The organism is Salinicola sp. 4072, assembly GCF_036663415.1.
GTDB lineage: Bacteria > Pseudomonadota > Gammaproteobacteria > Pseudomonadales > Halomonadaceae > Salinicola > Salinicola salarius_A.
Map to the genome: position 1 here is coordinate 89,905 of NZ_JAXOVV010000007.1, position 25,653 is coordinate 115,557.

At 63.7% G+C, this 25,653-nt stretch carries 26 protein-coding genes; 14 read left to right on the forward strand and 12 right to left on the reverse strand.

All coding sequences use genetic code 11. The annotated features are described in order from the left end of the window. Both flgC and flgB read right to left on the reverse strand, forming a co-directional pair. The gene (flgC, locus tag R3F72_RS07385; protein ID WP_332779312.1) at positions 1-411 is read right to left on the reverse strand and encodes a flagellar basal body rod protein FlgC; all 411 of its coding nucleotides are present in this window, start codon (positions 409-411) and stop codon (positions 1-3) included. Positions 412-415: 4 nt separating this feature from the next. Further along, complete coding sequence (gene flgB / locus R3F72_RS07390) at positions 416-835, reverse strand: flagellar basal body rod protein FlgB (protein ID WP_332779313.1); 420 nt, start codon at positions 833-835, stop codon at positions 416-418. A gap of 216 nt (positions 836-1,051) precedes the next feature. Between flgB and flgA the strand changes: the two genes are divergently transcribed. The 3 genes from flgA (at position 1,052) to R3F72_RS07405 (ending at position 2,763) form a co-directional block, all read left to right on the forward strand. Continuing rightward, the gene (gene flgA, locus R3F72_RS07395) at positions 1,052-1,888 is read left to right on the forward strand and encodes a flagellar basal body P-ring formation chaperone FlgA (RefSeq protein ID WP_332779314.1); all 837 of its coding nucleotides are present in this window, start codon (positions 1,052-1,054) and stop codon (positions 1,886-1,888) included. Between the two features lie 115 nt (positions 1,889-2,003). Further along, positions 2,004-2,276 (forward strand): flagellar biosynthesis anti-sigma factor FlgM, encoded by a 273-nt coding sequence (flgM, locus tag R3F72_RS07400; protein ID WP_218777018.1) that lies wholly within the window; start codon positions 2,004-2,006, stop codon positions 2,274-2,276. Positions 2,277-2,310: 34 nt separating this feature from the next. Beyond that, positions 2,311-2,763, forward strand: coding sequence for a flagella synthesis protein FlgN (locus R3F72_RS07405; RefSeq protein WP_087719465.1), 453 nt, complete (start codon positions 2,311-2,313; stop codon positions 2,761-2,763). A 104-nt stretch (positions 2,764-2,867) separates the two neighbouring features. On the opposite strand, the gene R3F72_RS07410 is transcribed toward R3F72_RS07405, so the two are convergent. Continuing rightward, entirely contained in the window at positions 2,868-3,248 is a 381-nt protein-coding gene (locus R3F72_RS07410; protein WP_332779315.1) for a histone-like nucleoid-structuring protein, MvaT/MvaU family, read from the reverse strand. A gap of 553 nt (positions 3,249-3,801) precedes the next feature. Here R3F72_RS07410 and R3F72_RS07415 point away from each other — a divergent pair. The 4 genes from R3F72_RS07415 (at position 3,802) to R3F72_RS07430 (ending at position 7,249) form a co-directional block, all read left to right on the forward strand. Beyond that, a complete protein-coding gene (locus tag R3F72_RS07415) occupies positions 3,802-4,701 on the forward strand; it encodes a GGDEF domain-containing protein (protein WP_332779316.1) in 900 nt (299 codons plus the stop codon). Between the two features lie 213 nt (positions 4,702-4,914). After that, the gene (locus R3F72_RS07420; protein WP_332779317.1) at positions 4,915-5,547 is read left to right on the forward strand and encodes a hypothetical protein; all 633 of its coding nucleotides are present in this window, start codon (positions 4,915-4,917) and stop codon (positions 5,545-5,547) included. Next, positions 5,544-6,290: a DUF3307 domain-containing protein gene (locus R3F72_RS07425; protein WP_071232980.1), complete on the forward strand. Its 747-nt coding sequence runs from the start codon at positions 5,544-5,546 to the stop codon at positions 6,288-6,290. The genes R3F72_RS07420 and R3F72_RS07425 overlap by 4 nt, the downstream gene beginning before the upstream one ends. Further along, entirely contained in the window at positions 6,287-7,249 is a 963-nt protein-coding gene (locus R3F72_RS07430) for an N-acetylmuramoyl-L-alanine amidase (protein ID WP_332779318.1), read from the forward strand. Before R3F72_RS07425 ends, R3F72_RS07430 begins: the two co-directional genes overlap by 4 nt. Here the strand turns inward: R3F72_RS07430 and R3F72_RS07435 are convergent. Then, the gene (locus tag R3F72_RS07435; protein WP_332779319.1) at positions 7,231-7,782 is read right to left on the reverse strand and encodes a helix-turn-helix domain-containing protein; all 552 of its coding nucleotides are present in this window, start codon (positions 7,780-7,782) and stop codon (positions 7,231-7,233) included. The two genes, R3F72_RS07430 and R3F72_RS07435, sit on opposite strands and share 19 nt — an antisense overlap. A 186-nt stretch (positions 7,783-7,968) precedes the next feature. Between R3F72_RS07435 and R3F72_RS07440 the strand changes: the two genes are divergently transcribed. After that, a complete protein-coding gene (locus tag R3F72_RS07440) occupies positions 7,969-9,159 on the forward strand; it encodes a benzoate/H(+) symporter BenE family transporter (RefSeq protein ID WP_110632546.1) in 1,191 nt (396 codons plus the stop codon). Between the two features lie 69 nt (positions 9,160-9,228). Here R3F72_RS07440 and R3F72_RS07445 read toward each other — a convergent pair whose 3' ends face one another. Both R3F72_RS07445 and R3F72_RS07450 read right to left on the reverse strand, forming a co-directional pair. Next, complete coding sequence (locus R3F72_RS07445) at positions 9,229-9,651, reverse strand: hypothetical protein (protein ID WP_071232984.1); 423 nt, start codon at positions 9,649-9,651, stop codon at positions 9,229-9,231. A 135-nt stretch (positions 9,652-9,786) separates the two neighbouring features. Next, a complete protein-coding gene (locus R3F72_RS07450) occupies positions 9,787-10,392 on the reverse strand; it encodes a Yip1 family protein (protein ID WP_208625334.1) in 606 nt (201 codons plus the stop codon). A gap of 324 nt (positions 10,393-10,716) precedes the next feature. Here R3F72_RS07450 and R3F72_RS07455 point away from each other — a divergent pair, with 324 nt between their 5' ends. Together R3F72_RS07455 and R3F72_RS07460 are read left to right on the forward strand one after the other, a co-directional pair. Then, positions 10,717-12,426 carry a proline--tRNA ligase gene (locus R3F72_RS07455; protein WP_332779320.1) on the forward strand — a complete coding sequence of 570 codons (1,710 nt, stop codon included), beginning with the start codon at positions 10,717-10,719 and terminating at the stop codon, positions 12,424-12,426. A gap of 12 nt (positions 12,427-12,438) precedes the next feature. Continuing rightward, the gene (locus tag R3F72_RS07460; protein WP_256961258.1) at positions 12,439-13,071 is read left to right on the forward strand and encodes a lytic transglycosylase domain-containing protein; all 633 of its coding nucleotides are present in this window, start codon (positions 12,439-12,441) and stop codon (positions 13,069-13,071) included. Between the two features lie 65 nt (positions 13,072-13,136). Here the strand turns inward: R3F72_RS07460 and R3F72_RS07465 are convergent, their stop codons facing one another. Next, positions 13,137-13,652, reverse strand: coding sequence for an FKBP-type peptidyl-prolyl cis-trans isomerase (locus R3F72_RS07465; protein WP_303856934.1), 516 nt, complete (start codon positions 13,650-13,652; stop codon positions 13,137-13,139). Positions 13,653-13,733: 81 nt separating this feature from the next. Next, positions 13,734-14,270 carry a transcription/translation regulatory transformer protein RfaH gene (gene rfaH, locus R3F72_RS07470; protein ID WP_087719477.1) on the reverse strand — a complete coding sequence of 179 codons (537 nt, stop codon included), beginning with the start codon at positions 14,268-14,270 and terminating at the stop codon, positions 13,734-13,736. 378 nt (positions 14,271-14,648) lie between these two features. Between rfaH and R3F72_RS07475 the strand changes: the two genes are divergently transcribed. After that, positions 14,649-16,091 carry an AmpG family muropeptide MFS transporter gene (locus R3F72_RS07475; protein ID WP_332779321.1) on the forward strand — a complete coding sequence of 481 codons (1,443 nt, stop codon included), beginning with the start codon at positions 14,649-14,651 and terminating at the stop codon, positions 16,089-16,091. 59 nt (positions 16,092-16,150) lie between these two features. On the opposite strand, the gene R3F72_RS07480 is transcribed toward R3F72_RS07475, so the two are convergent. Beyond that, positions 16,151-17,971: an SEC-C domain-containing protein gene (locus R3F72_RS07480; RefSeq protein WP_332779322.1), complete on the reverse strand. Its 1,821-nt coding sequence runs from the start codon at positions 17,969-17,971 to the stop codon at positions 16,151-16,153. Between the two features lie 150 nt (positions 17,972-18,121). Between R3F72_RS07480 and R3F72_RS07485 the strand changes: the two genes are divergently transcribed. Genes R3F72_RS07485 through R3F72_RS07495 form a run of 3 tightly spaced genes read left to right on the forward strand, consistent with a single transcriptional unit; the run spans position 18,122 to position 23,095 of the window. Beyond that, complete coding sequence (locus R3F72_RS07485; RefSeq protein ID WP_332779323.1) at positions 18,122-20,035, forward strand: hypothetical protein; 1,914 nt, start codon at positions 18,122-18,124, stop codon at positions 20,033-20,035. Between the two features lie 43 nt (positions 20,036-20,078). After that, positions 20,079-22,124 (forward strand): DNA topoisomerase III, encoded by a 2,046-nt coding sequence (locus R3F72_RS07490; RefSeq protein ID WP_332779324.1) that lies wholly within the window; start codon positions 20,079-20,081, stop codon positions 22,122-22,124. Further along, positions 22,121-23,095 carry a ketopantoate reductase family protein gene (locus R3F72_RS07495; protein ID WP_332779325.1) on the forward strand — a complete coding sequence of 325 codons (975 nt, stop codon included), beginning with the start codon at positions 22,121-22,123 and terminating at the stop codon, positions 23,093-23,095. Before R3F72_RS07490 ends, R3F72_RS07495 begins: the two co-directional genes overlap by 4 nt. Positions 23,096-23,154: 59 nt before the next feature. Here R3F72_RS07495 and R3F72_RS07500 read toward each other — a convergent pair whose 3' ends face one another. The 3 genes from R3F72_RS07500 to R3F72_RS07510 all read right to left on the reverse strand — a co-directional run bounded on the left by R3F72_RS07500 (position 23,155) and on the right by R3F72_RS07510 (position 25,532). After that, complete coding sequence (locus R3F72_RS07500; RefSeq protein ID WP_332779326.1) at positions 23,155-23,841, reverse strand: nucleoside/nucleotide kinase family protein; 687 nt, start codon at positions 23,839-23,841, stop codon at positions 23,155-23,157. A 354-nt stretch (positions 23,842-24,195) separates the two neighbouring features. Continuing rightward, a complete protein-coding gene (locus tag R3F72_RS07505; RefSeq protein WP_179208900.1) occupies positions 24,196-24,504 on the reverse strand; it encodes a chaperone modulator CbpM in 309 nt (102 codons plus the stop codon). Then, a complete protein-coding gene (locus tag R3F72_RS07510) occupies positions 24,501-25,532 on the reverse strand; it encodes a DnaJ C-terminal domain-containing protein (RefSeq protein WP_087719482.1) in 1,032 nt (343 codons plus the stop codon). The genes R3F72_RS07505 and R3F72_RS07510 overlap by 4 nt, the downstream gene beginning before the upstream one ends. Between the last annotated feature and the right edge of the window lie 121 nt (positions 25,533-25,653).

Consider the following 25,653-nt stretch of genomic DNA (forward strand, 5'->3'; position numbering starts at 1 on the left):
TCAGCCTTCGCCGATGGTGAGAGTTTTGGTCATCAGCGTCTTGGCGGTATTCATGACCTCGACGTTGGCTTGGTAAGAGCGGGAAGCGGCGATCATGTCGACCATCTCGTTGACCGGGTCGACGTTGGGCATCTGAACGTAGCCCTGATCGTCGGCCAGCGGATGGCCGGGACGGTACTCCATGCGCATCGGCGTGACGTCGTCCTCGACCACACCGGTGACGCGGACGCCGCCCGTACCGCCGCCTTGCTGGCTCATCGCCTGGAACATGACCTGCCTGGCGTGGTAGGGCTCCCCGTCGGGCCCGGCAACGCTGTCGGCATTGGCGAGGTTGCTCGCGGTGACGTTCATCCGCTGCGAATTGGCCGACAGCGCCGAACCGGAAATATCGAATACACTGAACATGGACATCGTGTTACTCCGACTGCATGGCTTTCTTCAGCCCCTGGATCTTGCGGCTGACGAAAGTGACATCCGCCTGGTAGCGGAGCGAGTTGTCGGCAAAGGCCGAGCGCTCCCGATCCATATCGACCGTATTGCCATCGAGGCTCGGCTGATCGGGAATGCGGTAGAGCAGATCCTGAACACCCGACCCGCCTGGCGCCTGCCCCGGAATGTGTCGGGCAGATGTCCGAGCCAGCGACAGCCCGCCGGAGCCTTCGCTCCGCCCCTGCTCCATGACCCGATCCAGTTCCGCGCGGAAATCGAAATCCCGCGCCTTGAAATTGGGCGTATCGGCATTGGCGATGTTGTTGGCCAGTACCTGCTGACGCTCTGCGCGCAGATTGATGGCCTCCTGCTGGAAGCGCAGCGCGTTATCCAACTTGTCGAACATGCCGTGCACCTCGGATGGCGTTCGCTGGAAAATTGACAGGATGGAGAATAGCGGCGGGCGGCACGATTCAAACCCGTAAACAGACCGTCAATTGCGCGCCATTTTCATCAATGCTCGATGGCGGGCACGCCTACAATCGTTTTCCAACGTGGGGGATTGCGTCCACCGACACGCTGTGCCGGGACGCGCTTGGTCCTGGATCCGTGACCTGGCTCCGTGACATGGACCCAGCCCCGAGAACAGCCCCACGAGATCCGCGAACAGCCCGAGACCCGTGATATGCGTGCCGATCCGACAGAAGCGTTCCCGCGTACCCGGTTGAAACATCGACCGTCTCGCCAGTTTGTGCTCCGCGCCGGCGCCGCCACGCTGATGGCGCTGCTTTTCGCGCTATCGTTGCTGCCGCTTCCCTCGATCACCCGCGCGGCATCGGCGGATGAACCCTCCGACGCCGTCGTCGCCAGCGCGCGGCAGTTCCTGAAGGAGCGCACTGCCCCTCTCGGCGACCAGGTGACGATCGATATTCGGGAAAGCGACGTCGATCTCGGCGACTGCTCGACACCGCAGCCATTTTTGCCACGCCCCGGAGTGCCTCAGGGCCGGGTTACGGTAGGCGTTCATTGCGGCAGCGACGGCAGCCGGACGCGCTATCTGCAGGCCACGGTTTCGGCGATGGTTCGCCACCTGGTGGCACTCCAGTCGATTGATCCGGGTCAACGGATCGATGCGACGATGCTGGGTTGGCAGGAGGCGGATATTTCCCGCCTGCGCCGTGGCTACCTCAATGACCTCGACCAGGCGGTCGGCAGGGTTGCCACGCGACGCATCCCGACGGGCGCGACGCTGACCGATAACATGATCAGAAAGCCGTGGATGGTGAAACGCGGTGATACGGTCGTACTGACCGCCGTGGGCCAGGGGTTTCGCATCAGTCGCAGCGTCGAGGCGCTGGATAACGGTGAATTAGGCAGCACCATTCGCCTCAAGACGGAGGATGATCAGATTCTACAGGGAAGAGTGACGGGACAGGATCGGCTGCGCGTCGACCTGTGAGCCGTCCAGATAATTTTTTTAACAAATCTCTGTTCGAATTTCGTTCAGCTTCCGCTGGCCTTGCCGATAACGTAAGCAAGTACGTGATTGTGCATCCAGCCATGAGGTAATGACCTTGAAAATCGATCAAACGCAACCGCTGACTCGCCCGCCCCAGAACGAGGCCGCCGAGCAGCGCAAAAGCGCGGAGTCGCTGGGAGCCGCCAAGACGACGGCCGGCTCCAGGACAACGTTGAGCCAGATCCCGAGGGGCGACGAGAGCGGAGATATCGATACTGCCCGTGTCAACGATATCCGCCAGGCGATCTCCGAAGGCCGGCTCGAACTCGATACCAGCAAGATCGCGGACGGTCTGGTCCAGAGCGTTCGCAATATGTTGGGTGAATAATCCCTGACTTCAGGTCCAGTTTCAGGAATTCTGCATGACGCCAGCTGAATTGATTGCCGAACAACAGACCCTGTTGCAAGCGCTCGCGGAAACACTCGATGCGGAGGCCAGCTGTCTCGGTGCCGGCAGGGCCGATGGAGAGCGTCTCGGTGAATTGGCCACGCTCAAGCAACAGCAGCTGAATGACCTCGACCGGATCGAGAGTCTCCGGCGAGAGCATCAGCAATCGCAAGGATTCGGCATGGGAAGTCGGGGCGCGGAGCAGTTTGCCCTGTCACTGGACAAGCATGAAACCTGGCAGCGGATTCGAGAACTGGCAGAGCAGGTCCGTCGGACCAATCGCCTCAATGGCCACATCATCTCCACGCGGCTGGAGCACAATCAACAGGCCATCGATTTTCTGAACCGCGCCATCGGGGGCAGCGTCTACGGACCCAAGGGCGAGTCCCGCCACAACGGCTTCGGCGGCATCAGCTCCAAGGCTTGAGATTCGCTTGCGGTTCGAGAGCCGCTAAATACGAAACCCTCCGCCGTTGTATCTCGGCGGAGGGTTCTGTTTTTTGGCCAAGCGCATGAAGAAGAAAAAGGCGCTTAGTCTTCCGTTCTGACGACCCAGGACTCGACGGCATCGCTACCGTGTTCGTCTTTCCAAGCCTTCAAGGTCTTGTGATTGCCGCCGCGCGTTTCGACGACCTCCCCAGTGTTGGGGTTCTTGTAAATCTTGAGCTTGCGCTTGCGGCGGCTACCGGTTGATCCGGTCTGTGCAGTCGCGGGCTGGGCGTTGTCAGATTTCGGGTTCAACAATTCGATGACGTCACGCGTTGTCTTACCGTACTCCGCCATCAAGGCTTCGAGCTTCTCCTTGAACTCGAGTTCGGACTTCAGACGTTGATCACCCTCCATCCGCTTCAGCTCTTCTTCAAGCTGCTTCAGGAGCTGTTCTTTCTTGACGTAATCGCTAAGTAGAGACATTCGTTGGTCCGTTGCGGATTGGTTTAAGCGTGGACATTATTGCGGATATGTAAAAACTTTCAAGTCTTTCCGGAGTGTTTTTTAAAGCGTAGCGATTAACAATATTAATTTAACTCATAGTTCGCTACGACACGCCTCAACATCAACCTTTGGGTACCGCGAAGCTAACGGTTCTTTATCAGGTTACCCACCCCAGCGCTTACTTTATCTCGATATCGCTTTGCAATGAGGAGACTACCTGGATAAAAACACTAGCCTCCGGAAGCTGGGCAGCATTATCTAGGAAATGCTGCATATGAAAATTCCAGGTTAGCGGAATTCGGTGGATAAGAGCATCCTAAATCAATGATAACTAATTGGTTATGCGTGTCTTGAGTGAGCTACAATTCGCTCCCCATCGCCACTGAACGGAAGACTCGATTCACTTCAAGCTTCATATGAATGGGTTCGATTTCCGGCTGTCTGATGATGTCAGACGTTTTCGATGACCAGAACATCGGTTCAGGACATGACAAAAAAGAAAAGTCGCTTATCGACCCGTACGATAGTGGAATTGGCTGGAATCTGGCTGGGTTCCTCGCTGTTGATGCTGGGCGCGGCTTGGCTGGTTGGCGCCGGCGGGCCATTCATGATTGCCGTGCTGGTCTGCCTCTTCAGTGGGCTGTCGGGCCTGGTTGCCAGTTTCTGGCTATTCAATCGTCGACTGCTGGCCCCGGTCAGGCGGCTGGCAGATCACGTGCGCTTCGTGCATGAATTCCGCGACACGCCGCGCGACACGCCGCAGCAGATGCCCTTCGATCTTTCCCGCCGCTCCGACGCCGTGGGCTTGCTGACGCGGAACCTGCAGAAGCTGATCGAAGAGTCGAGAAGTGACCACGCCGCTCTGCTGGAACAGACGCTGAACGATCCACTGACCGGACTCGGCAACCGGCGCATGCTGGAAAGCCAGCTCGACGTGCTCATCCCTCTCAGCCGGCGCCTGAGCTGCACGGTGTCGGCGATGATGATCGATGTCGATCACTTCAAGGCATTCAACGACCACTACGGCCACCCGGCCGGCGATGTATGCCTCGTGGATATCGCTGGCGTGCTGAAAGACACCTTCCGTCGAGAAACCGATGTGGTGGTACGCCTGGGTGGCGAAGAGTTCCTGGTACTGCTGATCAATGCCGACAAGGACGAAGCCTGGGCACTGGCCGATGCCATGCGCGCCATGATTCAGGCGCTGGGCATTCCTCACGAATATTCCTCGGTGGCTTCCGTGGTCACCGTCAGCGTCGGGGTGGCCACCAGCCCTCATGGCTTGCTGGTCGATATCGACGACATGATCGCCCATGCCGATGAGGCGCTTTATGACTGCAAGGCCCGGGGCAGAAACCAGGTGGCATCCAGGCTGATGGGGGCCGACACTACGCTCGAGGGATCTCAGCCGTCCATCGAATCCACGGCATGACCCGTTCGAGACAACAATCTTTGAAACAACAATCTTTGAGACAATAATCTTTACAGCAGAATACTGGATATAAATACAGTCTTTCTTTACCTTATCCTCATCGACGTTACCGATACCGCCATTGCGGTTATAGTGATTTTTGCGCATAAGCGCAAAAATAGCTTTTTTTGGCTATAGTTATGGTCGTATGAATGGCTATCGATGAGGAGCCTCATGTCAGTGATTGGCGTGCTCAGCGGGGATATCGTCGCGTCGCGCGATATCAGCGACAAGCGCAAGCTTCGACGGGCAATAGATACCGGTATCGAACGCCTCGGACAGTCACTGGGCGCCGTGGGTACCCGGTTTCGGGGGGATGCGTTCCAGGTGGCGATTCCCGAGCCGCGGGATTCGCTCGCCGCCGCCGTGATCATGCGCGCCAGCCTGATCGAGCACTCCCCTTCCAGACAGCAGATGTGGGACGCAAGAATCGCGGTCGGCATCGGCGAGGCCACGGTGCCCACGCTCGAGAATTTCATCGATGCCGATGGCGAAGCGTTCATCCGGTCCGGGCAGGGGCTGGACGCGTTGAGCCAGGGCGATCGACGCCTGGGGCTGTTTCTGGCGACCCCGCAGCCCGAACTGGACCTGCTGATCCGGTTTGCCGACGACATCGTCAGCCACTGGAGCCATAACGCCGCGGAAGTGATTCGCTTCAATCTGACGACCGACCATTCGCAAAGCGAACTTGCCCGGCGTCTGGGTCGTTCTCAACCGACGATCAACCGGCGCCTGAGTGCCGCACGCTGGCCGCTGATCCGTGACTTTCTGGCGTTCAGCCGGCAGCGCCTGGAGACACTGACATGAACGAGACGAGTCTGTCGCTGCTGTTGGCGTTGCTGCTGTCGCACACCATTGCCGACTTTCTGTTGCAGAGCGATACCTGGGCGGCTCGGAAGCAGCAGCACCATTTCCGCACGCTATCGCTTTACTGGCACGTCGGCATTCACATGTCGCTGAGCCTCGCCGTGTTGCTCGCTTTCGGTACCGGCGTGCACGCCGCACTGATCGCCACCTCGGGAATCGGCGCATCTCACTGGCTGATCGATACGTTGAAGAGCTACGCCCCGGCGCACCGGGTTCGCTTTTTCCTTCTCGACCAGTTTCTGCATCTGCTGATACTGGGACTCGTCTGGTGGTGGGTCGTGGACGGCGACATGGCCGTGCCGATGGTCCAGCTGGCGCTATTGTGGCAACCCCGGACGCTGCTCGTCGCGCTGGCTTATCTGGTGGTTCTGCGCCCTGCGTCGATACTGATCGCGCTGATCATGCGGCGCTGGAGCGAAGGCGTCGACACACGCGGCACGCTGGCCGATGCAGGTGCCCGGATCGGCATGCTCGAACGCTTTCTCATTCTGACCTTCGTTCTCAGCCATCAGATGGCCGCTATCGGCTTTCTGCTGACCGCCAAGTCAGTGCTTCGCTTCGGCGATCTCTACGAAGACCGCGATCGAAAGCTGACCGAGTACGTACTGCTCGGCACCATGCTGAGTTTCTCGATCACGCTTACTCTGGGTCTGTTGACCCGTTATCTGCTGGGTGTGCTATGAAGCCTCGACGACAGGTTCATCCGCGCAGAGCCGGGAGCCTGCTGGCCGGCTGGATGCTGCTGACGATACTGGCCGGCTGTGCCGGCTCACCGACGATGGAGACCCGAAGCGGTTATATCGCCGACCGCGCGCACCGCTCCGATGCCTACAACCAGCGTATCCGTTATCTGATTCTGCATTACACCGACTCAGAGGCGTCCCGGGCGATGCGCACCCTGCTCGGGCCCGATGTTAGCTCACACTATCTGGTGCCCCGCTCCCCCTCCCTGTCGGATGATCTGCCGCAGATCTGGCAACTGGTCGACGAGAAAGACCGCGCCTGGCATGCCGGCGTCAGCGCCTGGGAAGACCGCACCCAGCTCAACGACACCTCCATCGGCGTGGAGATCGTCAACCGTGGCCCGCAGGAGACGCTCGAAGGTCAGCGATGGGAGCCTTATCCCGAGGACCAGATCCGTGCGGTCATCGCCTTGGCGAAGGATGTGATTCGCCGCTATCGGCTGCCGCCGACTGCCATCCTGGGACACTCGGACATCGCGCCGTCGCGCAAGATCGACCCTGGCCCGCGCTTTCCCTGGAAACGCCTGCATGATGCCGGCGTCGGCGCCTGGCCGAGAGACGAGGATATCGCCAGCTTTCGTCATCGATTCGCCCAGTGCTCGCCCTCGATCACGCAATATCAACGAGCGCTGAGCGCGTACGGTTATTCGCTGGCGGCGACGGGGGTGATCGACGGCGAGACACGGGACGTGACGCGCGCCTTCCAGATGCACTTTCGCCCGGCCAGCTATTCAGGCCAGCCGGATCACGAGACGGCAGCGATTCTCTGGGCACTGCTCGCCCGTTATCGACCGCAAGCGCTGCTGGATACCACGCTGGCCGAACCCGCAGGCTGCAGGAAGCCGGAAGAAGACGACCCATTCACGCCCGAAACGGCGCCTCAGCCGCTGAAGGGATAGTGAATCAGATCGTGGATTTTTGCCGGCTCCGGGTTGCGATTGCGGTACGCATGGGGCTGATCCGCGGGAAATCGGACCGCGTCGCCGGCGGATAATGCCTGCCAGCCGCCGTCGACGAAGAGCTCCATTCGCCCTTCCAGCACGACCAGATGCTCCACCACGCCAGCGGCGTGGGGCGCGGACTCGCTCAAGGTATCCTGGAGCAGCTCGATCGCGAACATCTCGAACCCCAGAACCGGATCGAACGCAAACAGTGGAGTCACGATCATCCCCGAGGCATCGTGATGGCGAGGCATCGCCTCCATCCGCTGCAGCGCGAGGCCCTCGGGCACCAGGAATTGCGACAGCGGCACCTGCAGGCCACTGGCGATCTTCCAGAGCGTGGAGATGGTCGGCGTCGACTCTCCCCGCTCGATCTGCCCCAGCATCGCCTTGCTCACTCCGCAGATATCGGCCGTCCGGGATAGGCTCCAGCCACGCTCGGCGCGTCGTTTTTTCATGTGTCGGCCGATCACCGAGACATTCGCGTCCATCTCTCCTCCGCCCGCTTCCTGTCATCGCCTGATGCTTGCGCCCTGCCTGAATGCCGCCAGTGCGAAACTCGTATGCACTCACGTCTATAGGTTTTATTTGTGCTCATGTGCGTTATAGCGCACGTTGCCGAGATCGCGCAATGTACGTTATAACGCACATTCCTTCCGATTTTCAGGAATGTGTTCATGGCACGTTTACCGGCCGACCGTCGGCACGGCACGACGATAACGGCTTCCCACGTCACGGCGGGATTCGTCGCGGTCCTCGTCGGCTATACGAGTTCGGCAGCGATCATTTTCCAGGCGGCTGCGGCAGCTGGCGCGTCACCGATCCAGATCGGCGGATGGCTGAGTGCGCTGGGACTGGCCATGGGCGTCACCTCGATCGGCTTGTCGCTACGCTACCGGCAACCGATCCTGACGGCCTGGTCGACGCCGGGGGCCGCGCTCCTGGCCGTCAGCCTGCCCGACCTGCCATTGAGCGAGGCGATCGGCATCTTCGTTTTCTGCGCCGTGCTGATCCTGATCTGCGGCATTACCGGCTGGTTCGCCAGGTTGATGCAGATCATTCCGCAGTCCATCGCCGCGGCCATGCTGGCGGGGGTGCTTCTGCGCTTCGGCCTGGATGCCTTCGGCTCGCTGAACGGCGACTTTGTGCTGGTGTCGTCGATGTTCCTGATCTATCTCGCCGCCAAGCGCTGGCTACCGCGCTACGCCATCGTGCTGGTGCTGCTGGCAGGGCTTGGCGTTGCGGGGCTGCTGGGCGAAATCGATACACGGCAGGCACAACTGATCGTCAGCGTACCCCATTGGATCTGGCCAACCTTCTCGCTGTCGAGCCTGATCGGCGTAGGCATCCCGCTGTTCGTGGTGACGATGGCCTCGCAGAACGCGCCGGGCGTGGCGACTCTGCGTGCCGCGGGTTACGACGCGCCGATTTCTCCGTTGATGATCTGGACGGGGCTGGCCACCCTGGTCCTGGCGCCTTTCGGTGCCTTCAGCGTCTGCCTGGCCGCGATTACCGCGGCGATCTGCATGGGGCCGGATGTCGACCCCGATGCCGACCGACGCTATCCGGCGGCGATCTGTGCAGGAGGCTTCTATTTACTGGCGGGTCTTTTCGGCGGCTCGATCGGCACGCTGTTCGATGCCCTGCCCCAGGCGCTGGTGCTGGCAATCGCCGGGCTGGCGCTGCTCTCGACCATCGGTGGCAGCCTTCATCGCGCCCTGCTGGAGCCTCATCACCGCGAGCCGGCACTGATCACTTTCCTGGTTACCGGTTCCGGCGTGACGCTGTTCGGGGTCGGCGCTGCCTTCTGGGGCCTGGTAGCCGGCATGCTGGCGCTGCTCGTGGCGCCGAAATCGCGACCGGCCTGATTCGGAAGCCGTTCAGGCAAGCGGGAGCGATTCAGATAGACGGGAGCGATTCAGATAGACGGGTGCGATTCAGATAGGCGGCGGCACTGCCGGGCCGAATTCGATTCTCGACACCGCCTGATCCAGCGTCGCGACCCGCTCGACGATGGGCGCTTGCGCCTCTGCAGCGAGATCGTGACCGGTACGTGTCTCGATCATCGAGGCCAGCGAGTCGGCGCTCAAATTGCCCTCGTAATGGACGCGATCGATCGACGCCTCATGGGAGCCCGGGAGATAGATGGTGTTATTGGAAAAATCCACGGCATAGGCGATCACGCCCGGCACGATGAACAACAAAAGGCCCAGCCCGTCGGCAATCGCCACGCCGGGATCGATACGCCCCTGCAGTTGCCCCTTGCGCTCGGGATAGAAGAGCGTGCCGCAGCCGGTCAGCGGCAGAATCAGGCCGATCACGACAGCGCCAGCGATCAGGCGTCGAAACGGAGGTTGCATCGCGAAAATCCCAGTGACGGAGAGGTAACGCGGAGTAACCTAATCCATCGACCTGGGTCGAGTCCAGATGCTGTCGGCCCCAAAACGGCGCCCGCCCCTATGGCGGGCGCCGAGCGTCGAAAGAATCGTCGGAAGTCAGACCAGCGAGGCGCCGTAACCCCACAGCAGCACGGTGATCGCCAGCAACGCCTCGAGCACGAGAATGCCGATCGCCAGCGCCGCACTCGAGGCACGTACGCCCTCGTGCTGATCGATACCCAGAAAGGATGGCAGGCCTGCATAGACGAGGTAGACCGTATAGCAGAGCCCCGCGATGCCGGCCAGCAAGCACAGCCATATCAGCGGGTAGAGCGCGACCACGCCGCTCAGGAACATCGGCGTCGCCATGTAGCCGGCGAACACCACGCAATGGCTGAGATCCGGTCGCTCCGGATAGCGACGCGCCAGCCAGTGAATCACGTTGCCCATCAGCCAGACGGCGCCCAGGATCAGGGCATAGAAGATGATCGCCAGCAGCACCGCGGTCGCAGGCGAGACAGTCACGGTCTTCGCCAGTCCCTCCTTGGTCGTGCCGAAGTGCCAACCGACCACCGTAGTGCCGATGAAGGCGCAGACCACCGGAATGGCTGCCATCACCAAGACATGGGAACCGTAAAAGTGCGATACGGTTTCGTTTTCGCCGCGGATCTGCTGCCACTCGCGATTGGGATGCGTAAGCAGCCCCCAGACGTGATGAATCATGACACACCTCCCTCCGGCGCGGGCCGCCAACGACGGATTTCCGATGGTGTCCTGTTCCGCTCGCCTTCCCGGCGATGCCGGATGCGACCCTGACTCTCACTATAGGAAAGATCGGCAAAGTGGGTAGAGCAATCGCGACGCCCGGCGCGAACTGCCATCCTCGGCCCTTGCACCACCTCGTTTGCGGGAGGTTTTTGCCGCTCGCCCTTCCCCGTCCGCTGCTCGCATCTCTATACTGACGACCCTACGAACGACCGCAGATCACGCCATATCGAGGATATGCCGCGTTCCGCTTACGCTGATGAATACAGGAAAGAACACTCAATGCGTGCCAGCCAATTACAGATCTCGACCCTCAAGGAAACACCGGCGGACGCGGAGATCGTCAGTCACCAGCTGATGCTGCGTGCCGGCATGATCCGCCGTCTGACATCGGGGCTCTACACCTGGCTGCCGGTGGGCGTGAGAACGCTGCGCAAGGTCGAGCGTATCGTCCGCGAGGAGATGAATCGCGCCGGCGCGCAGGAAGTCCTGATGCCGGCGGTACAGCCCGCCGAGCTGTGGCAGGAATCCGGCCGCTGGGACGAGTACGGTCCGGAATTGCTGCGGCTCAAGGATCGTCATCAGCGCGACTACTGCGTCGGCCCTACCCATGAAGAGGTCATCACCGACCTGGTACGGCGCGAGATCAGCAGCTACAAGCAACTGCCGACCAACTTCTATCAGATCCAGACCAAGTTCCGCGACGAGATCCGCCCCCGCTTCGGCGTGATGCGCTCGCGCGAGTTCATCATGAAGGACGCCTACTCGTTCGACAGCGACGAGGCCGGCCTCAAGGCGTCCTATCAGCGCATGTACGACGCCTACGTGCGGATCTTCACCCGACTGGGTCTCGATTTCCGCCCGGTACTCGCCGACAACGGCTCCATCGGCGGCACCGGCTCGCATGAATTCCACGTGCTGGCCGACTCCGGCGAAGATGCCGTGGTCTTCTCCACCGGCTCCGACTACGCCGCCAACATCGAAAAGGCCGAGGCGCTACCGCCCAAGGGCGCCGAGCGTGCCGCACCGCAGGAAACCATGCGCCAGGTGCCCACGCCGGGCGTGCGCACCATCGCCGCGCTGGTCGAAGGCTTCGATCTGCCGATCGAGAAGACCGTCAAGACGCTGATCGTTCATGCCGCCGACGGCGGGCTGATCGCGCTGATGGTACGCGGCGATCACCAGCTCAACGAGATCAAGGCCGAGAACCTCGACGCCGTCGCAGCGCCGCTGACCATGGCCAGCGAAGAGGAAATTCGTGCCGCTATCGGCGCCGGCCCCGGCTCGCTGGGTCCGGTGGATCTGCCGCTGCCGCTGATCATCGATCACAGCGTTGCGCTGATGAGCGACTTCGGCGCCGGCGCCAACGTCGACGATCACCACCTGTTCGGCATCAACTGGGAGCGCGACCTGCCGCTGCCGCAGGTCGCCGATCTGCGCAACGTGGTCGAGGGCGACCCGTCGCCGGACGGCCAGGGCACGCTGTCGATCACCCGCGGGATCGAGGTCGGCCACGTCTTCCAGCTCGGACAGAAGTACTCCAAGGCGATGAACGCCACGGTACTCGATGATAACGGCCAGCCGACGACGGTCTGGATGGGTTGTTACGGTATCGGCATCACCCGCGTGGTGGCCGCAGCCATCGAGCAGAACCACGACGCCGGCGGCATCATCTGGCCCGACGCCATTGCTCCGTTCCAGTTGGCGATCGTGCCGATGAACGCCCACAAGTCGGACCGGGTTCGCGAGACCGCCGACAAGCTCTATCAGGAGCTGACGGACGCCGGCATCGACGTGCTGCTGGATGACCGCGACCTGCGCCCCGGCGTCAAGTTCGCCGACCAGGAGCTGATGGGCATTCCCCATCGTCTGGTGATCGGCGACCGCGGTCTCGACAAGGGCGAGCTGGAGTACAAAGGCCGCCGCGACAGCGAAGTCACCATGGTCGCGCTGGACGAACTTCGCGCATTCCTGGACGCCCGGTTCGCCTGATCGGGCGGGATCGTGCCGGCGCGACTCACCGCGACACTGACGACGGCGAGCTGGCTCGTCGTCGCCAGCCTGTTCTCGGCTGGCGTGACGCTGGCCCAGACGAATGCGCCGCCCGCCGGCAGCCCGAGCGAGCCGCCATCCCCCGCGCTGCTGAGATCGCTGTCGCGGGTCATGGCGGCGCCGGACGGCTTCGAGGATGCTTTCGATGCCCAGGTGTGGCTGCTGGACATGCAATCCCGCCTGGCCCGACGCCAGCCCGAAGCCTATCCGTCACGCCATGACCGCCTGGCTCTGCTGGAGCGCATTCATGCCGAAGCGCGGCGTGCCCAGCTGCCGCCCGAACTGGTCCTGGCGCTGATCGATGTGGAGAGCCGCTTTCGACCGAGCGCGGTCTCGTCGGCCGGCGCGCTGGGGCTGATGCAGGTCATGCCGTTCTGGAAAGCCGAGATCGGCCGTCCGCAGGACGATCTGCACGATATCGATACCAATCTGCGCTACGGCTGTACCATCCTCGCTCACTATCTGGCACGCGAACATGGCGACTGGACCCAGGCTCTGGCTCGCTACAACGGCAGCCTGGGCCGCACGGTCTATCCCGAACGGGTCATGCAGGCCTGGTTCACGCGCTGGTGGGTGGATCGCTGAGAACCCGTTCACAATCTGCTGCGCGTCGGCGGCAAGCCCCTTCACGACATACTAGCCACGACATACTAGCGTTTGCGGTCCTCGACTTCGGTATGTGAGGTTCCCGGCGGTAGCGGATGCCCCTTGGCCAGTTCGGCCCGCGTCGCCTCGCGTACCTCGAGAATCTCGATCTCGTAGGTCAGCGTCTCGCCGGCCAGCGGATGATTGGCGTCCACGGCGACCTGCGCCTCGTCGACCTCGACGACCGTCACCGTTCGCGGGCCGTCCGGCCCCTGCGCCTGGAAGCGCTGACCGGCCTGCAATACCTGGTCTTTCGGGAAAGCCGATCGCGGGCTGGCGCTGACCAGCGCTTCGTCGCGCTCGCCGTAGGTATCCACCGGCGCCAGGGTGACGCGCAGCTGCTCGCCCGCCCGGCGCGCGACCAGTGCCGCTTCCAGCGCCGGGAACAGATTGTCGTGCCCGTGCAGATATTCCAGCGGCTGCTGGCGTGCCCGGGAATCGTCGAGGGTGCGGCCTTGCTCGTCCGCGAGAACATAGTGCAGGGACGCAACGAGAGACGGTGCGATGGCGAACTGGCTCATGATGACTCCAGGATGACGATGGGAATTCTTGGTGGATGAGGGACGATGCCAGCTTGCCGGAAGGTCGATGAATCCGAACAGCTAGGAGGAGTGCTTGCGCAGGGCATCGACAGGCACTTCGAGGCGCTGGGTCTGCTGCAGCAGGTTGAGCAGCACGATGGCGCGCTCTTCACCCTTCTGCGCCTCGAACACGGCCTGCAGGGCGCGAAACGGCCCGTCGGTGATCTCGACGATATCGCCCTGGCGATAGTAGACATTGGCGCGGTCGCGGCTGGCATCGGCGCTGACGCGATCGCGCAGGGTATCGATTAGCGCATCCTGCACGAACACCGGCTCCTGGCCGAAACCGACCAGCCGCAGAACGCCCCGCGTGGAGCGAATCGGCCGCCAGTTGCTGGCAACGCGATCGAGACGGATGAACAGGTAATGCGGAAACAGCGGCTCGGCAACCCAGGTCAGCTTGCCACGCCGGCGCTTCTGCACCTCGAGCACCGGGTGGAACACTTCGTAGCCCTGGTTGTCGAGATGTTCACTGGCACGAAACGACTCGCCGCCCTTGCACTGGATCACATACCAGCGTGGCAACGACTCGCCGTCCTGCGTCGACTCACTGGTCATCGGTATACCTTCCCTGATCGCCGCCACTGATCACGACCTCTGGTCATGACCATTAATCATGACCTTTTAAAAAGACAATCCCTGTCATCGCCCGTTTCGACGAGGCAGAATCACGCGTTATCGCGAGATCGCCAGCGTGGCATTCGGGCCAGACGCGACAGGCCATCTAGCGTACCATTTTCGATCCGACACGTCCGCCCGCGGCGTGCCGATCCAGTTTACTGGAAACACTAAATAAATCGGCGAGCAGGAATGAAGCGCAAGGCGCACGGAGCGCAGCAACCGGAGCCTATGAGGTATAGGTGAGGATTGCGAGCACCGCGCAACGCAGCGATTCGCCTGCGCAGACATTTAGGCAGCGTTTCCTTTGGAGGTTGCATGCAACGCAAGCCACGTGACTGGCTGACATCCTTGCGCGTCTACCTGCGGGCGCCGGTGGTGACCCTGCTATTCCTGGGGTTTTCCGCCGGGCTACCCTATCTGCTGGTGTTCTCGACGCTCACCGCCTGGCTCGAGGATAGCGGTGTCGAAGTCGCCGCCATCGGCTTTTTCAGTTGGGTGGGGCTGCTCTATTCGATCAAGCTGTTCTGGGCGCCGATCGTCGACCGGGTGAGGCTGCCGCTGGTCGGGCGCTGGCTGGGCCAGCGCCGCAGCTGGATGCTGCTGGGGCAGACGCTAATCGCCGCCGGCCTGCTGGGACTGTCCGGGCTCGACCCCGCCGGCCACCTTCCGCTGGTGGCGGCCTTCGCCCTGCTCACCGCCTTCGGCGCGGCGACCCAGGACATCGTCATCGACGCCTACCGTATCGAATCCGGCGAAGCGGCAATCCAGGCCGCCATGGCCTCGACCTACATCATCGGCTATCGCATCGGTATCGTGATGGCGGGGGCCGGTGCGCTCTACATCGCCGACGCCGCGTCCTGGGCGGTCGCCTATCTGAGCATGGCCGCGCTGGTCGGCATCGGCATGTTCACCGTGCTGGTACGCCCCGAACCGCCGCGCCCGCAGAGCCTCGCCGTGGTGCTGTTCCATCCCCGGGTGAAGCGCTTTCTCCGCCGCAGCGCGAACCGCCCCGGCTGGCAGCGTCAGACCGGCGTATGGCTGATCGCGGCGGTCGTCTGCCCGATCAGTGACTTCTTCCACCGCTATGGCCGTCTCGCGCTGTGGCTGCTGATCTTCATCGGCATCTACCGCATCAGCGACATCTCGATGGCGGCGATGGCCAATCCGCTCTATCTGAGCCTGGGCTTCACCAAGAGCGACATCGCCAGCGTCACCAAGGTGTTCGGCGTGCTGATGACCATCGGCGGCGGCGTTCTCGGCGGGCTGCTGGTGGTCCGTTATGGCCTGGGCCGGATGCTGATCGTCGGTGCGCTGGCCGTGGCACTGACCAACCTGCTGTTTGCGCTGCTCGCCACCGGCGGCAACAGCCTGCCGCTGCTGATCGTGGCCATCACCGGCGACAACCTGGCCAACGGTCTCGCCAGCACGGTGTTCATCGCCTTCCTGTCGAGCCTGACCTCCCGCACCTACACCGCCACCCAGTACGCGCTGTTCTCCTCGCTGATGACCCTGCCAGGCAAGTTCATCGGCGGCTTCTCCGGCGTGGTCGTGAGCGATGTCGGCTATGCCAGCTTCTTCGGGATCGTCTGCCTGCTCGGCCTGCCGGCCGTGGCGTTGGCTTGGTGGCTGAGCCGCCGGCTGCCGACGCTCGATACCAACAGTGACGGCGACCAAGCGGCCAATGAGGCTGGGACGGCCTCGAAAACCCAAGAACGGAAAGACGGACGGGAAGACGGCGAGCCCGCCAGCACACGCTGACGGGCCCGGACAGGAATGAGAAATGAAGAGGCCGTTGTCGGCGAACCTCTCGGCGAACCTCAGGAGAGCGCCCGGCGCTGCCGGGCGAGCCAGTCCAGGGCGCCCTCCGAGGCGAGCCACTGGTCGCGCATCAGCTGGCGATACTGCCACGCCTCCGCGCGCGTGCCCGGCTCCGGCATATCGTCGCCGAGCCGTGCCGGCCGCGGGCGGTCTTCGCACAGGATCGGCAATATGTAGGGGTTGGCCGAATAGACCTCCCGCAGCACGGCGAGCGCGTCCTCCCGACGCGACAGGCGATAGAGCGCCAGTACCCGGCCCATCTGCACGCCCAGCATCTCGGTTCCTTCCGGCCCCTGTTCGCTGACCGCCAGCGCCTGTTCGTCGTTGCCCTCACGCAGCAACTGGTCGATCACCAGCTCGCGCAGGCCCAGGCTGTCCTCCTCGTCCAGCGCCAGCAGCCGCTGCGCCAGCTTCCGCGCCTCCTGCCCCGCGCCACGCTCCATGCCGATGACCAGCGCCAGGCCGGTTCGCAGCAGCGTCGCGTTGTCCGCATCATGCCAGGAAAAGCTGCCACCGGCGTCCTCGAGCTGGTTGAGCCAGAAGCCGTAGCGCTCCGCCAGCGGCGTGAAGAAGGTATCGACCATCCAGGGCAGGCTGCCGAAGCGACTGGCCAGCGCCAGGGTCAGCGCCTGCATCACGCGCGGCGCGTCCAGCCATTCCGGGTTGGCGCACAGCGCCTGCAGCCACTGCAGCGCCGTTACCCACGGGTCGCCCAGAAACCCGAGCGCGGCATCTTCGTCGATCTCGACCTCGCAGGCATCGGCCCAGCCGCGGTAGAGCGATGCCTCGCGAGAGCTGGGCTCGTACAGCAGCGCGCCTTCCTCGGAGTGGGTCAGTTCGAGACGGGGCGGACGCTGCTGGGTATGCAGCAGCGCCTGCAGCGCCGTCAACGGGCCGGCCAACGCCTCCTCGGAGTGGATGACCTGCTCCGCCAGCGCCGCCTGAGGGTCGTCGGCCAGCTCGGCGATGAATTCGAGCTGATCCGGGTCCAGGTGGTGCTGGCGCGACAGCCGTCGCCACCAGAAGGCCGCGCGCTGACGCGCCTTGCCGACATTGCCTTCGTGAAGCAGTACCATCGCCTCGATATACGCCAGCGATGGTGAATCCGGCAGGGTTCGCTGGGCGCTCTGGAAGGCGTCCCGCGCGCTGGCCAGATCGCCGCTGTCCAGATGCATCAGGCACAACCGCTCGAGGGCGGCCCCCCGCAGGAACCCCGGCCCCTCGGCCATCACTCTCTCGACCAATGCCGCTCGCTTGCGATGGAAGCCGCGCTCCTGATAGAGATCGACCAGGATTTCGAAGGCCGGCTCGATCTGCTCTTCCAGCGCCTCCCAGTCGCGATCGCCGGCAAACAGCGACTCCAGAATCTGCTGGGCGCGGCCGTTGTTGCCACTCTCCGCCGAGACGATGCCGGCTTCCAGCAGCGCCTGCGGCGGCGCCTTGCGGCTGTCCAGCGCGGCCTTCAGCGTCTCGCCACGCCACTCGCGCAGCGACAGCATCCACATCAGATGCCCGGGAATGACGCTGGGCATCTCGACTCGCGCACAGCAGTCGCGATAGAGCCGTCCGGAGTCGCACCAGCAGGGTTCGTCCCGCTTCGGCTCCGCCAGCGGCTCGGTATCGAAGTCGCGCCGGACCAGCGGGGTCTGATTCCAGATGAGCGGAGCGAGCGCCTGGGCCAGATCGAGACTGCCGCCGCAATGCTCGACCCCCTCGGCTCGGGCCCATGCCATCATCGTCGGGTAATATTCATTGGCGCGAATCGCCTCGAGGGCACCGCTGGCAAAACCCAGCAGCTGTTCGACCCAAGCTGTCAGCATGGCATTCCTCCGTTTTCTGGCCTCATCCTAGCACGCCGGGCAACGGCGCTGGCGAGTGCCGGCATGGGGTGATAATTTAGCCGCCGCTTGCCCTATCGTGACTAGCCGACCACCGTACCCACCCACCGTCGTCACCAGAGAGGAGCGCCCGTGCTCTTGCCGATTCCGTTTCGTCGCCCTTCGCCGTCGGCCGCCAGCGATGCACCCCAGGTAAGGCTGGAACGGGAAGGCCGTGACGAGATTCGGCGCATCACTGCGGCCGTCGAGAAAGTCCCCTGGACCATCAGCCTGCTGCAGATCCTGTGGACCGCCGGGCCGGTGACCCTGCTGGGCGCCTGGGGCGGCTACCTGCTGGGCTACGGCAAGGCGCCGACGCTCGAGAACTACATCTTCTTCATCTCGTTCACGGTCATCACCGGCGCGGCGGGGATCATCGCCAACCTTCTGCATCACCTGACGGGCGGGAGACGGCTGGAACGAACCTCGAGTCGCATCGAGCGCGTCATCAAGACGCTGCCGGAGCTGCTGCTGGCGACGCGCAATCTCATCGTCGAAAGTCTCGAGGGGGATGCCCGGCGCCGTGAAGCGGCCGCCATGCTGTTGCGCAAGCAGGACCTGTCGCCGGAAGGCGTCGAACTGGCAGCGCTCGAACTGCTGGACGATCACGAGAGCGCGCGCGTGATCGGCCAGATCGATGTCTACCGCCGGGTGGGCCTGCACGCGCGTGTCAGCGATCTGGTCGAGATCTACCGCGACGACATCGAACCCCGCCTCACCGAACTGTACGAGCTCGCGCCGGTGGCGATCACCCTGCTGCGCGAGCGCTTCGAAGGGCACGCCCCGGACCCGCGCTACGGTGTGCCGCGCGACGAGCACTTCATCGAACGGGTCATGGCCGCCATCGAGCACGACAACGACCTGCTGATGACGCTGCAGGACGTCGAAGAGATGGTGATCCTGGCGTTCGAACTGATCAGCGGCCGGGAGATTCCGGTGCTGTCGTTCGAATATCGCGGACGCTGGAAGCTGGCCCGGGCGTTCGACAGTCTCGAGGAAGCCCGCGCCCGCCACCGCATCGCCCAGGCGACCGGGCTCTCCCGCCTCAAGGCGCTGAATACTTACCTGATCGAGCATTCGGTGACCCCGCTCGCCGAGAACGTCTCCGGCCAGCGTGCCGATGCCCTGCTGGCCCACAGCGTCGCGGCCATCGACGAACTGAGCGAACAGATCCAGACGCTGGCCTACGCCATCCATACCGGGCGCAGCGATGATCGCCAGACGCTACGCCACCAGGCAGAGGTGCTGACCAACGCGATCAAGCTCTACAAGAGCGTCTCCAGCGCCTACAACGAAGTCGGGCGCAGCCACGCCCATCGCCTGCGCATGGCCCAGCGCTGGGAGGCGGTGAGCGCCGATCTCTCGGACGACACCACCCGCCTGCGTCTGGGGCCGGGACGGCGCGGCCTGCGCATTCGCGAGAGCAAGATCGCCCTCAACGACGAAGCCAAGGCGGTGGTGTGCAAGCGTCTCGGCCAACACCTGGAGAAGGCCAATATCGGCACGCTGCGCGAGCGGCTGCGCCAGGCCGAGCGGGATACGCAGCTCAGCGTAGGGGTGGAAAGCGCCAAGCGGGTCGCAGTAGAGATATTTCTGGCGCTGGAGCCCCATGTGCACCTCTCGCGCCCGGCCGTTCAGCGTGCCATCAACAGCACCAATGCCGCGGATTTCGGCCAGCTCGAACCCAACCTGTCGATCGCCGCGAAAGCCGCGATGGGGTCCGCCATGGTCCGCGAGATCGAGACCGACCTGTCGCGCACGGCGGAGTCGCTGGCCCTGGCCCTGGTCAAGCACTACCGCGTCGCGCTGGAACCGGAGGCGATGGCGTTCCTGCAGCGCCAGTACGGCGCGCGGGAAGCCACGCTGCAGATGCTGACCAACGTCAACCTCGACCGTGGCGAAACGCCCAACGTCAGTTACCTCAGCATGGCGCCGCCTGCGGTGGGTACGCCGCATCGCCAGTGGTATCGGTCACTGGTTCGCGCTCGTCGCCATCTCGAAAAATGATCGCCGAACGGATCGACCACAGCCACCTGCCGGAGCCAGTGCCATGCGCTTGATCGTCGCCGAAAAGCCGAGTCTCGCCCGCGCCATCGCCGACGCGCTGCCGGTCAAGGCGACGCGCCGCGACGGCTATCTCGAGGCCGGCGATACCGTCGTGAGCTGGTGTCTCGGCCACCTGCTGGAACAGGCGCCGCCCGAGCGCTACGACCCGAGATACAAGCAGTGGCGGCTCGATGACCTGCCGATCATCCCCCAGCGATGGCAACTGGTGCCCAGAAGCCAGGCGAGATCGCAGCTGTCCGTGCTGCGCAAGCTGATCAAGAGCGCCGACAGCGTCGTGCACGCCGGCGACCCGGATCGCGAGGGACAGTTGCTGGTGCAGGAAGTGCTGGATCATCTGGGCTGGCGCCGGGAAACCCAGCGGCTGCTGGTCCAGGATCTCAATCGGCCCGCCGTAGTCAAGGCGCTCGCCAGCCTCGAGGACAACCGCCGCTACCAGCCGCTCCACGCCGCCGCCGAGGCCCGCTCCCGCGCGGACTGGCTGTACGGCATCAACCTGACCCGCGCCTGGACCCTGATCGGGCGCCAGGCCGGCTTCGATGGGCTACTGTCGGTGGGTCGCGTGCAGACGCCGGTGCTGGGGCTGGTGGTCCGGCGAGATCGCGATATCGCCGCATTCGAACCCAAGCCCTTCTACGTTCTGTGGGTCGATCTTCGCGTCGCCAACGGCTCGCTGCGGGCCTGGTGGCAGCCCGGCGAGCACCATCCGCTGGATGGCTCGTGTTTTGATGGCTCATGTTTTGATGAACAGGGCCGCCTGCTCGATCCGCGTCCGGCCGAGGCGCTGGCGCAACGACTCGTCGGCGCCCGCGGCCATCTCGCCGAGCTCGACCAGAAGCGCAAGCGCCAGGCCGCGCCGCTGCCCTACTCGCTGTCCGCGCTGCAGGTCGATGCCGCACGACGCCACGGCCTCTCCGCGCAGCGAGTGCTCGATGTCTGCCAGTCGCTCTACGAGCGCCACCAGCTGATTACCTATCCCCGTTCGGACTGCCGCTACCTGCCCGCCGCGCACCATCGGGAGGCGGCCAAGACCCTGACCAGCGCCTGTCACCTCGACGACCCACTGCGGGGATGGGTCGAGCAGGCAGACTTCGGCCTGCGCTCCAAGGCCTGGGACGACGCCAGGGTCGGCGCCCACCACGCGCTGGCGCCGACGGGCCGGCCGGCGGACATGGACAGCCTGAACCGCGACGAGGCCAACCTGTTCCGGTTGATCGCGCGCAACGTCCTCGCCCAGTTCTATCCGGCGCTCGAGACCTACGAGACCCAGGCGATCTTCGAACTCCTCGACGAGCGCTTCAAGGCCCAGGGGCGGGAGATCCTCGAACCGGGCTGGAAGCCGCTGTTCACCACGCGCGACGATGTTCCCGCCCTGCCACCGCTGACGCGTGGCGAGCCGGCCACGGCGACCGATGCGAGCAGCGAGAATCGCGAAACCCGGCCACCGGAGCCGTTCACCGACGCCAGCCTGATCAAGGCGATGATGAACATCGCCCGCTACGTCGAGGACCCCGCGGTCAAGCGTACGCTGCGCGAATCCGACGGTCTCGGCACCGAAGCGACCCGGGCCGGCATCATCGAGACGCTGCTCACTCGGGGCTATCTGGTCCGCGACAGGAAAGCCATCAAGGCCACGCGCATCGGCCATGCCCTGATCGACTCGCTCCCGTCAGCGGCCACCCGGCCGGAACGTACCGCGCTGTGGGAGCAGCGGCTCTCGGCGATCGCCGACAATCAGGATGCGCCGGCGCCCTTCCTGGAAGCGCTGATCAGCGACCTGCGCGCGCTATTGGGCCAGGCGGACGCCGGCCGGCTGAATCAGGCGCTCAAGCTCGCGGCGCAGGGCAGCGCGCCGGAAGCCCCGGCTGCAAAGCGCGGCGGACGCAAGACCGGTGCCAGCCGCTCGCGACGACGATCGACGGGAACCCGATCGAAGGCCGCGCCATCGAAAGGCGGACAATCGAAAAGCGGGCAGTCGAAAGCCACCGCCAACCCGGCACGCGCCCGCCGCGCCAGGAAGCCCGACTCATGACGATTCGCCCCGAACACGCCGGACCCGAACTTGCCCGGCCCGCGACGTCGCCCGACGGTGGCCCGTGGCTTATTGTCGGCGCCGGTGCGCTCGGCCAGCTGTTTGCCGCCGCCCTCGCGCCGACGAATCCCGTGATCCTGCTCGGCAGACGCCCGGCACCGCCCGCCATCCGGTTGCGCACGCTGGAAGGCCGGGATCTACGGATAGCCCTGCGACGTGCGCAGGTGAGTGATTGGGCAAACCGGCCATCCGGAAACGAAGCGCCGGCGCTGGTGGTACTGGCGACCAAATCGCACGATACGCGGACGGCTTTGGAAACGCTGGCGCCCCGTCTCGCGCCGGCCACGCCGTTGCTGCTGTTGCAGAACGGCTTTCGCAGTCAGCCAGACATCACCGAACGCTGGGCCGGACCGGTACTTTGCGCCTCGACCACTGAAGCCGCCTATCGTCACGAACCCGATCCGGCCGGCCTTTTACCCGATGTGGTTCATGCCGCCGCCGGCAAGACCTGGATCGGCGATCTCGCCGACCGTCACCTCGCCCTGGCGGCCAACGTTGCCGAGCGCCTGACCCGAGCCGGCATCACGGCCGCGCCATGTCGCGATATCCGCCAGCGGCTATGGCAGAAACTCGCGATCAACGCCGTGATCAATCCGCTGACCGCCAGCCATCGTGTTCGCAACGGCGAACTGGCCGGGCCCCGATTCCGGCCCTGGATCGTCGCGCTGGTAGCGGAGATCGCCCAAATCATGCAGGCCGAAGACGTCTTGCCACCCGACGCGGGCTGGCAGGCGCTCGTCGACGGCGTGATCGAGACTACTGCCGCCAATCGGTCTTCGATGCTGCAGGACGTGCTCGCCGGTCGCCCCACCGAGCGTGATGCGATCCTGAGGCCGCTGATCGATGCGGGGCGCCGCCATGGGCTCGATGTCGCCACGATCGAGACGCTCTATCGAACGACGCCGCGCTGACCGCTGCCGACGGCATCGACAGTCGGCAAACCATGAGTCTTCTCGCGCTCGACGGGCGATCAAACCGATTTGAATCGTATGCTGGAGCCGTTCCACCACAACTGGCGATCCGCGCTGGCGGCCACGGCCTCGATGCGTTCGGCGTTGGGTGCATCGGTCGTTCGCACCCACTTTCGTGCCTGCCTTTCGGTACGGCCGAACTGCATATGCCGAGCCACCAGGCGCTCTTCCCGCAGTTCCCGATCGACATCGAGAAACCACACTTCGTCCAGCATGGCCCGCACTCGAGGCCAGGGTTCCTCCTCGAGCAACAGATAATTGCCTTCGGTAATGATCAGAGGCGTTCCCGGCGCGACCGCGATACTGGCGGCGATGGGCTCCTCGATTTCCCGATAGAAGCCGGGGGCATACACGGTTTCGCGATTGCGGTAACTAGCGCGAAGACGATGCAGCAGATCGCGGTAACCGAACGCATCGAAGGTATCCGGCGCGCCCTTCCTCTGGGCACGCCCCAATGCGTCCAGTTGGCGATTGGAAAGATGGAAACCATCCATCGGCACAACCTGCGCCTGATCCCCCAGCGCAGCGAGCAGCGCCTCCGACAGCGTGCTCTTGCCGGAACCCGGTGCGCCGACCAGACCGAGAATTCGGCGTTTTGATGAATCGATTAAGCTACGAGCGGCATCGAGAATCAGCGGGTCGATATCGATCGATAACGCCCGCGTTTCCGTTGTCATGATTGGCATGAGGGAATCGCAGAAAAAGCGGGAAGTTCAAACAAGCCTAGCACGCTCATTTTGATGAATGAGAGCGGTTTTTCAGCGACACGACTTTAGTCGTAAACTTACCAATATGACGCATGACCGGGAGCTACCTGGCGGTTTTCCCGGTCGATATTCAGGCTATCCAGCTGCAAAGCGGATTCATGACGCGGCAACGATATCGAAAAACAGCCCCCTAGGTTTTGTCTGAAAAGTCGTCGAGCGAAGGTCAGACAAGGCAAAAATCGTTGAAAAGACGGAGTTTACGCGGTGTAAATGAGTACTTTGAGCCGATTTTTAACGCCGTATGGCCGAGCGCAGGCAGTTTTCAGACAAAGCCTAGCTTTCGCCGACTCTCTGACGCAATCTTGCCACCTCATCCATCAGTTCGAGCGCCAGTGCCGCCCCGGCCAGGTTGACGCCGAGATCCCGTTGCAGTCGCTTTACGACCTTCACGCGGTGCAGGCTAGCGCCATAGAAACGCCACTGCTCGCGCCGACGCCCGCTGGGCTCGATGATGCCTTCATCGACCAGTTCGATGATCCACTCAGCATGGACCGTGCAGGCTCGGCACAATTCGCCCAGCGTCAGAACGGGGGTTTCGTCGAGATTGTCGACCGGCATCTCGGTAAGGTCGTGGATGGTCATGATCCGTTCTCCGCGTCCGCTCTGGGATTGAAACCTGCCACCGCCGCCAGCTGGCGATAGGCTGCCTTGACGTCGTCACGCTTCGCCGAAGGCAGGACGACCTCCAGGGTCACGTAGCAATCCCCCGGCGGCTGACCGGGTATACCGCGGCCCTTGAGTCGCAGGCGCCGCCCGCTCTGGGAGTCCGGTGGAATCTTCATCTCCACGGAACCTTCGGGCATCGGGACCGTCACCGTGGCGCCCAATGCCGCCTCCCAGGGCGCGACGGGGAGCTTCACCGTGACGTCGCGCCCTTCCACCTGATAGCGCTGATGCGGCTCGAATTCGATCTCCAGGTAGAGATCGCCCGCCGGCCCACCGCCAAGACCCGGCTCGCCCTGCCCGCTCAATCGGATCCGCTGGCCCTGCTTCACGCCCTTGGGAATGCGCACCTTCAACGTGCGATGACGAGACCGAAGCCTGCCCTGCTCGTCGATTTCGCCGCTCTGGAGCGTCAGCGTCCGCGCTGCACCGCGATAGGCATCCTCGAGTGCAATCGCGACCTTGGCGTGATGATCCTCGCCGCGCACACTCGCGCCGCGGGTACGATACCGAGCGCCGTCGGACTCACCATGGGTAAAGCCGTCCGAGCCGAAGCCCGTCGAACCAAAGCCCGTCGAGCCAAAGCCCCGGCGCTGGCCGAACAGGGACTCGAAGAAATCGCTGAAAGCCGCACTGTCTTCCCGAGAATAGCCTTCCTGCGTGTAACCACCGCCCCTGAACTCGAATCCGGTATCCCAGTCCGGTGGCGGCCGAAAATCCTGCCCGGCCCGCTGGCCTCGCCCCACCTGATCATAGGCGAGACGCTTTTCCGGATCCTTCAGCACCTCGTAAGCCTCGCCCAGCTCCTTGAAACGGGCATCGGCGTCGGCTTCCTTGCTGACGTCCGGATGATACTTTCGCGCCAGCTTGCGATAGGCCCGCTTGATCTCATCCTGGGTGGCATCCCGCTCGACACCCAGCACCGCATAGTAATCCTTGAACTCCATGCCGCACTCCCCGTGACCGAACCGACGGTGACCGCGGCCGGATGGCGGAGGACGGCCGACCAGTCGTCGGTCCGTCCTCGATCGCGTCTCGCAGTCACTATCCTTATAGCAGGATTGGCGA

Bases quoted from the DNA above. Each gene is read 5' to 3' on its own strand.
- flgC (WP_332779312.1), bottom strand. From the start codon at position 411: ATGTCCATGTTCAGTGTATTCGATATTTCCGGTTCGGCGCTGTCGGCC.
- flgB (WP_332779313.1), bottom strand. From the start codon at position 835: ATGTTCGACAAGTTGGATAACGCGCTGCGCTTCCAGCAGGAGGCCATC.
- R3F72_RS07405 (WP_087719465.1), top strand. From the start codon at position 2,311: ATGACGCCAGCTGAATTGATTGCCGAACAACAGACCCTGTTGCAAGCG.
- R3F72_RS07410 (WP_332779315.1), bottom strand. From the start codon at position 3,248: ATGTCTCTACTTAGCGATTACGTCAAGAAAGAACAGCTCCTGAAGCAG.
- R3F72_RS07420 (WP_332779317.1), top strand. From the start codon at position 4,915: ATGTCAGTGATTGGCGTGCTCAGCGGGGATATCGTCGCGTCGCGCGAT.
- R3F72_RS07425 (WP_071232980.1), top strand. From the start codon at position 5,544: ATGAACGAGACGAGTCTGTCGCTGCTGTTGGCGTTGCTGCTGTCGCAC.
- R3F72_RS07430 (WP_332779318.1), top strand. From the start codon at position 6,287: ATGAAGCCTCGACGACAGGTTCATCCGCGCAGAGCCGGGAGCCTGCTG.
- R3F72_RS07435 (WP_332779319.1), bottom strand. From the start codon at position 7,782: ATGGACGCGAATGTCTCGGTGATCGGCCGACACATGAAAAAACGACGC.
- R3F72_RS07440 (WP_110632546.1), top strand. From the start codon at position 7,969: ATGGCACGTTTACCGGCCGACCGTCGGCACGGCACGACGATAACGGCT.
- R3F72_RS07445 (WP_071232984.1), bottom strand. From the start codon at position 9,651: ATGCAACCTCCGTTTCGACGCCTGATCGCTGGCGCTGTCGTGATCGGC.
- R3F72_RS07450 (WP_208625334.1), bottom strand. From the start codon at position 10,392: ATGATTCATCACGTCTGGGGGCTGCTTACGCATCCCAATCGCGAGTGG.
- R3F72_RS07455 (WP_332779320.1), top strand. From the start codon at position 10,717: ATGCGTGCCAGCCAATTACAGATCTCGACCCTCAAGGAAACACCGGCG.
- R3F72_RS07465 (WP_303856934.1), bottom strand. From the start codon at position 13,652: ATGAGCCAGTTCGCCATCGCACCGTCTCTCGTTGCGTCCCTGCACTAT.
- rfaH (WP_087719477.1), bottom strand. From the start codon at position 14,270: ATGACCAGTGAGTCGACGCAGGACGGCGAGTCGTTGCCACGCTGGTAT.
- R3F72_RS07475 (WP_332779321.1), top strand. From the start codon at position 14,649: ATGCAACGCAAGCCACGTGACTGGCTGACATCCTTGCGCGTCTACCTG.
- R3F72_RS07480 (WP_332779322.1), bottom strand. From the start codon at position 17,971: ATGCTGACAGCTTGGGTCGAACAGCTGCTGGGTTTTGCCAGCGGTGCC.
- R3F72_RS07490 (WP_332779324.1), top strand. From the start codon at position 20,079: ATGCGCTTGATCGTCGCCGAAAAGCCGAGTCTCGCCCGCGCCATCGCC.
- R3F72_RS07495 (WP_332779325.1), top strand. From the start codon at position 22,121: ATGACGATTCGCCCCGAACACGCCGGACCCGAACTTGCCCGGCCCGCG.
- R3F72_RS07500 (WP_332779326.1), bottom strand. From the start codon at position 23,841: ATGCCAATCATGACAACGGAAACGCGGGCGTTATCGATCGATATCGAC.
- R3F72_RS07505 (WP_179208900.1), bottom strand. From the start codon at position 24,504: ATGACCATCCACGACCTTACCGAGATGCCGGTCGACAATCTCGACGAA.
- R3F72_RS07510 (WP_087719482.1), bottom strand. From the start codon at position 25,532: ATGGAGTTCAAGGATTACTATGCGGTGCTGGGTGTCGAGCGGGATGCC.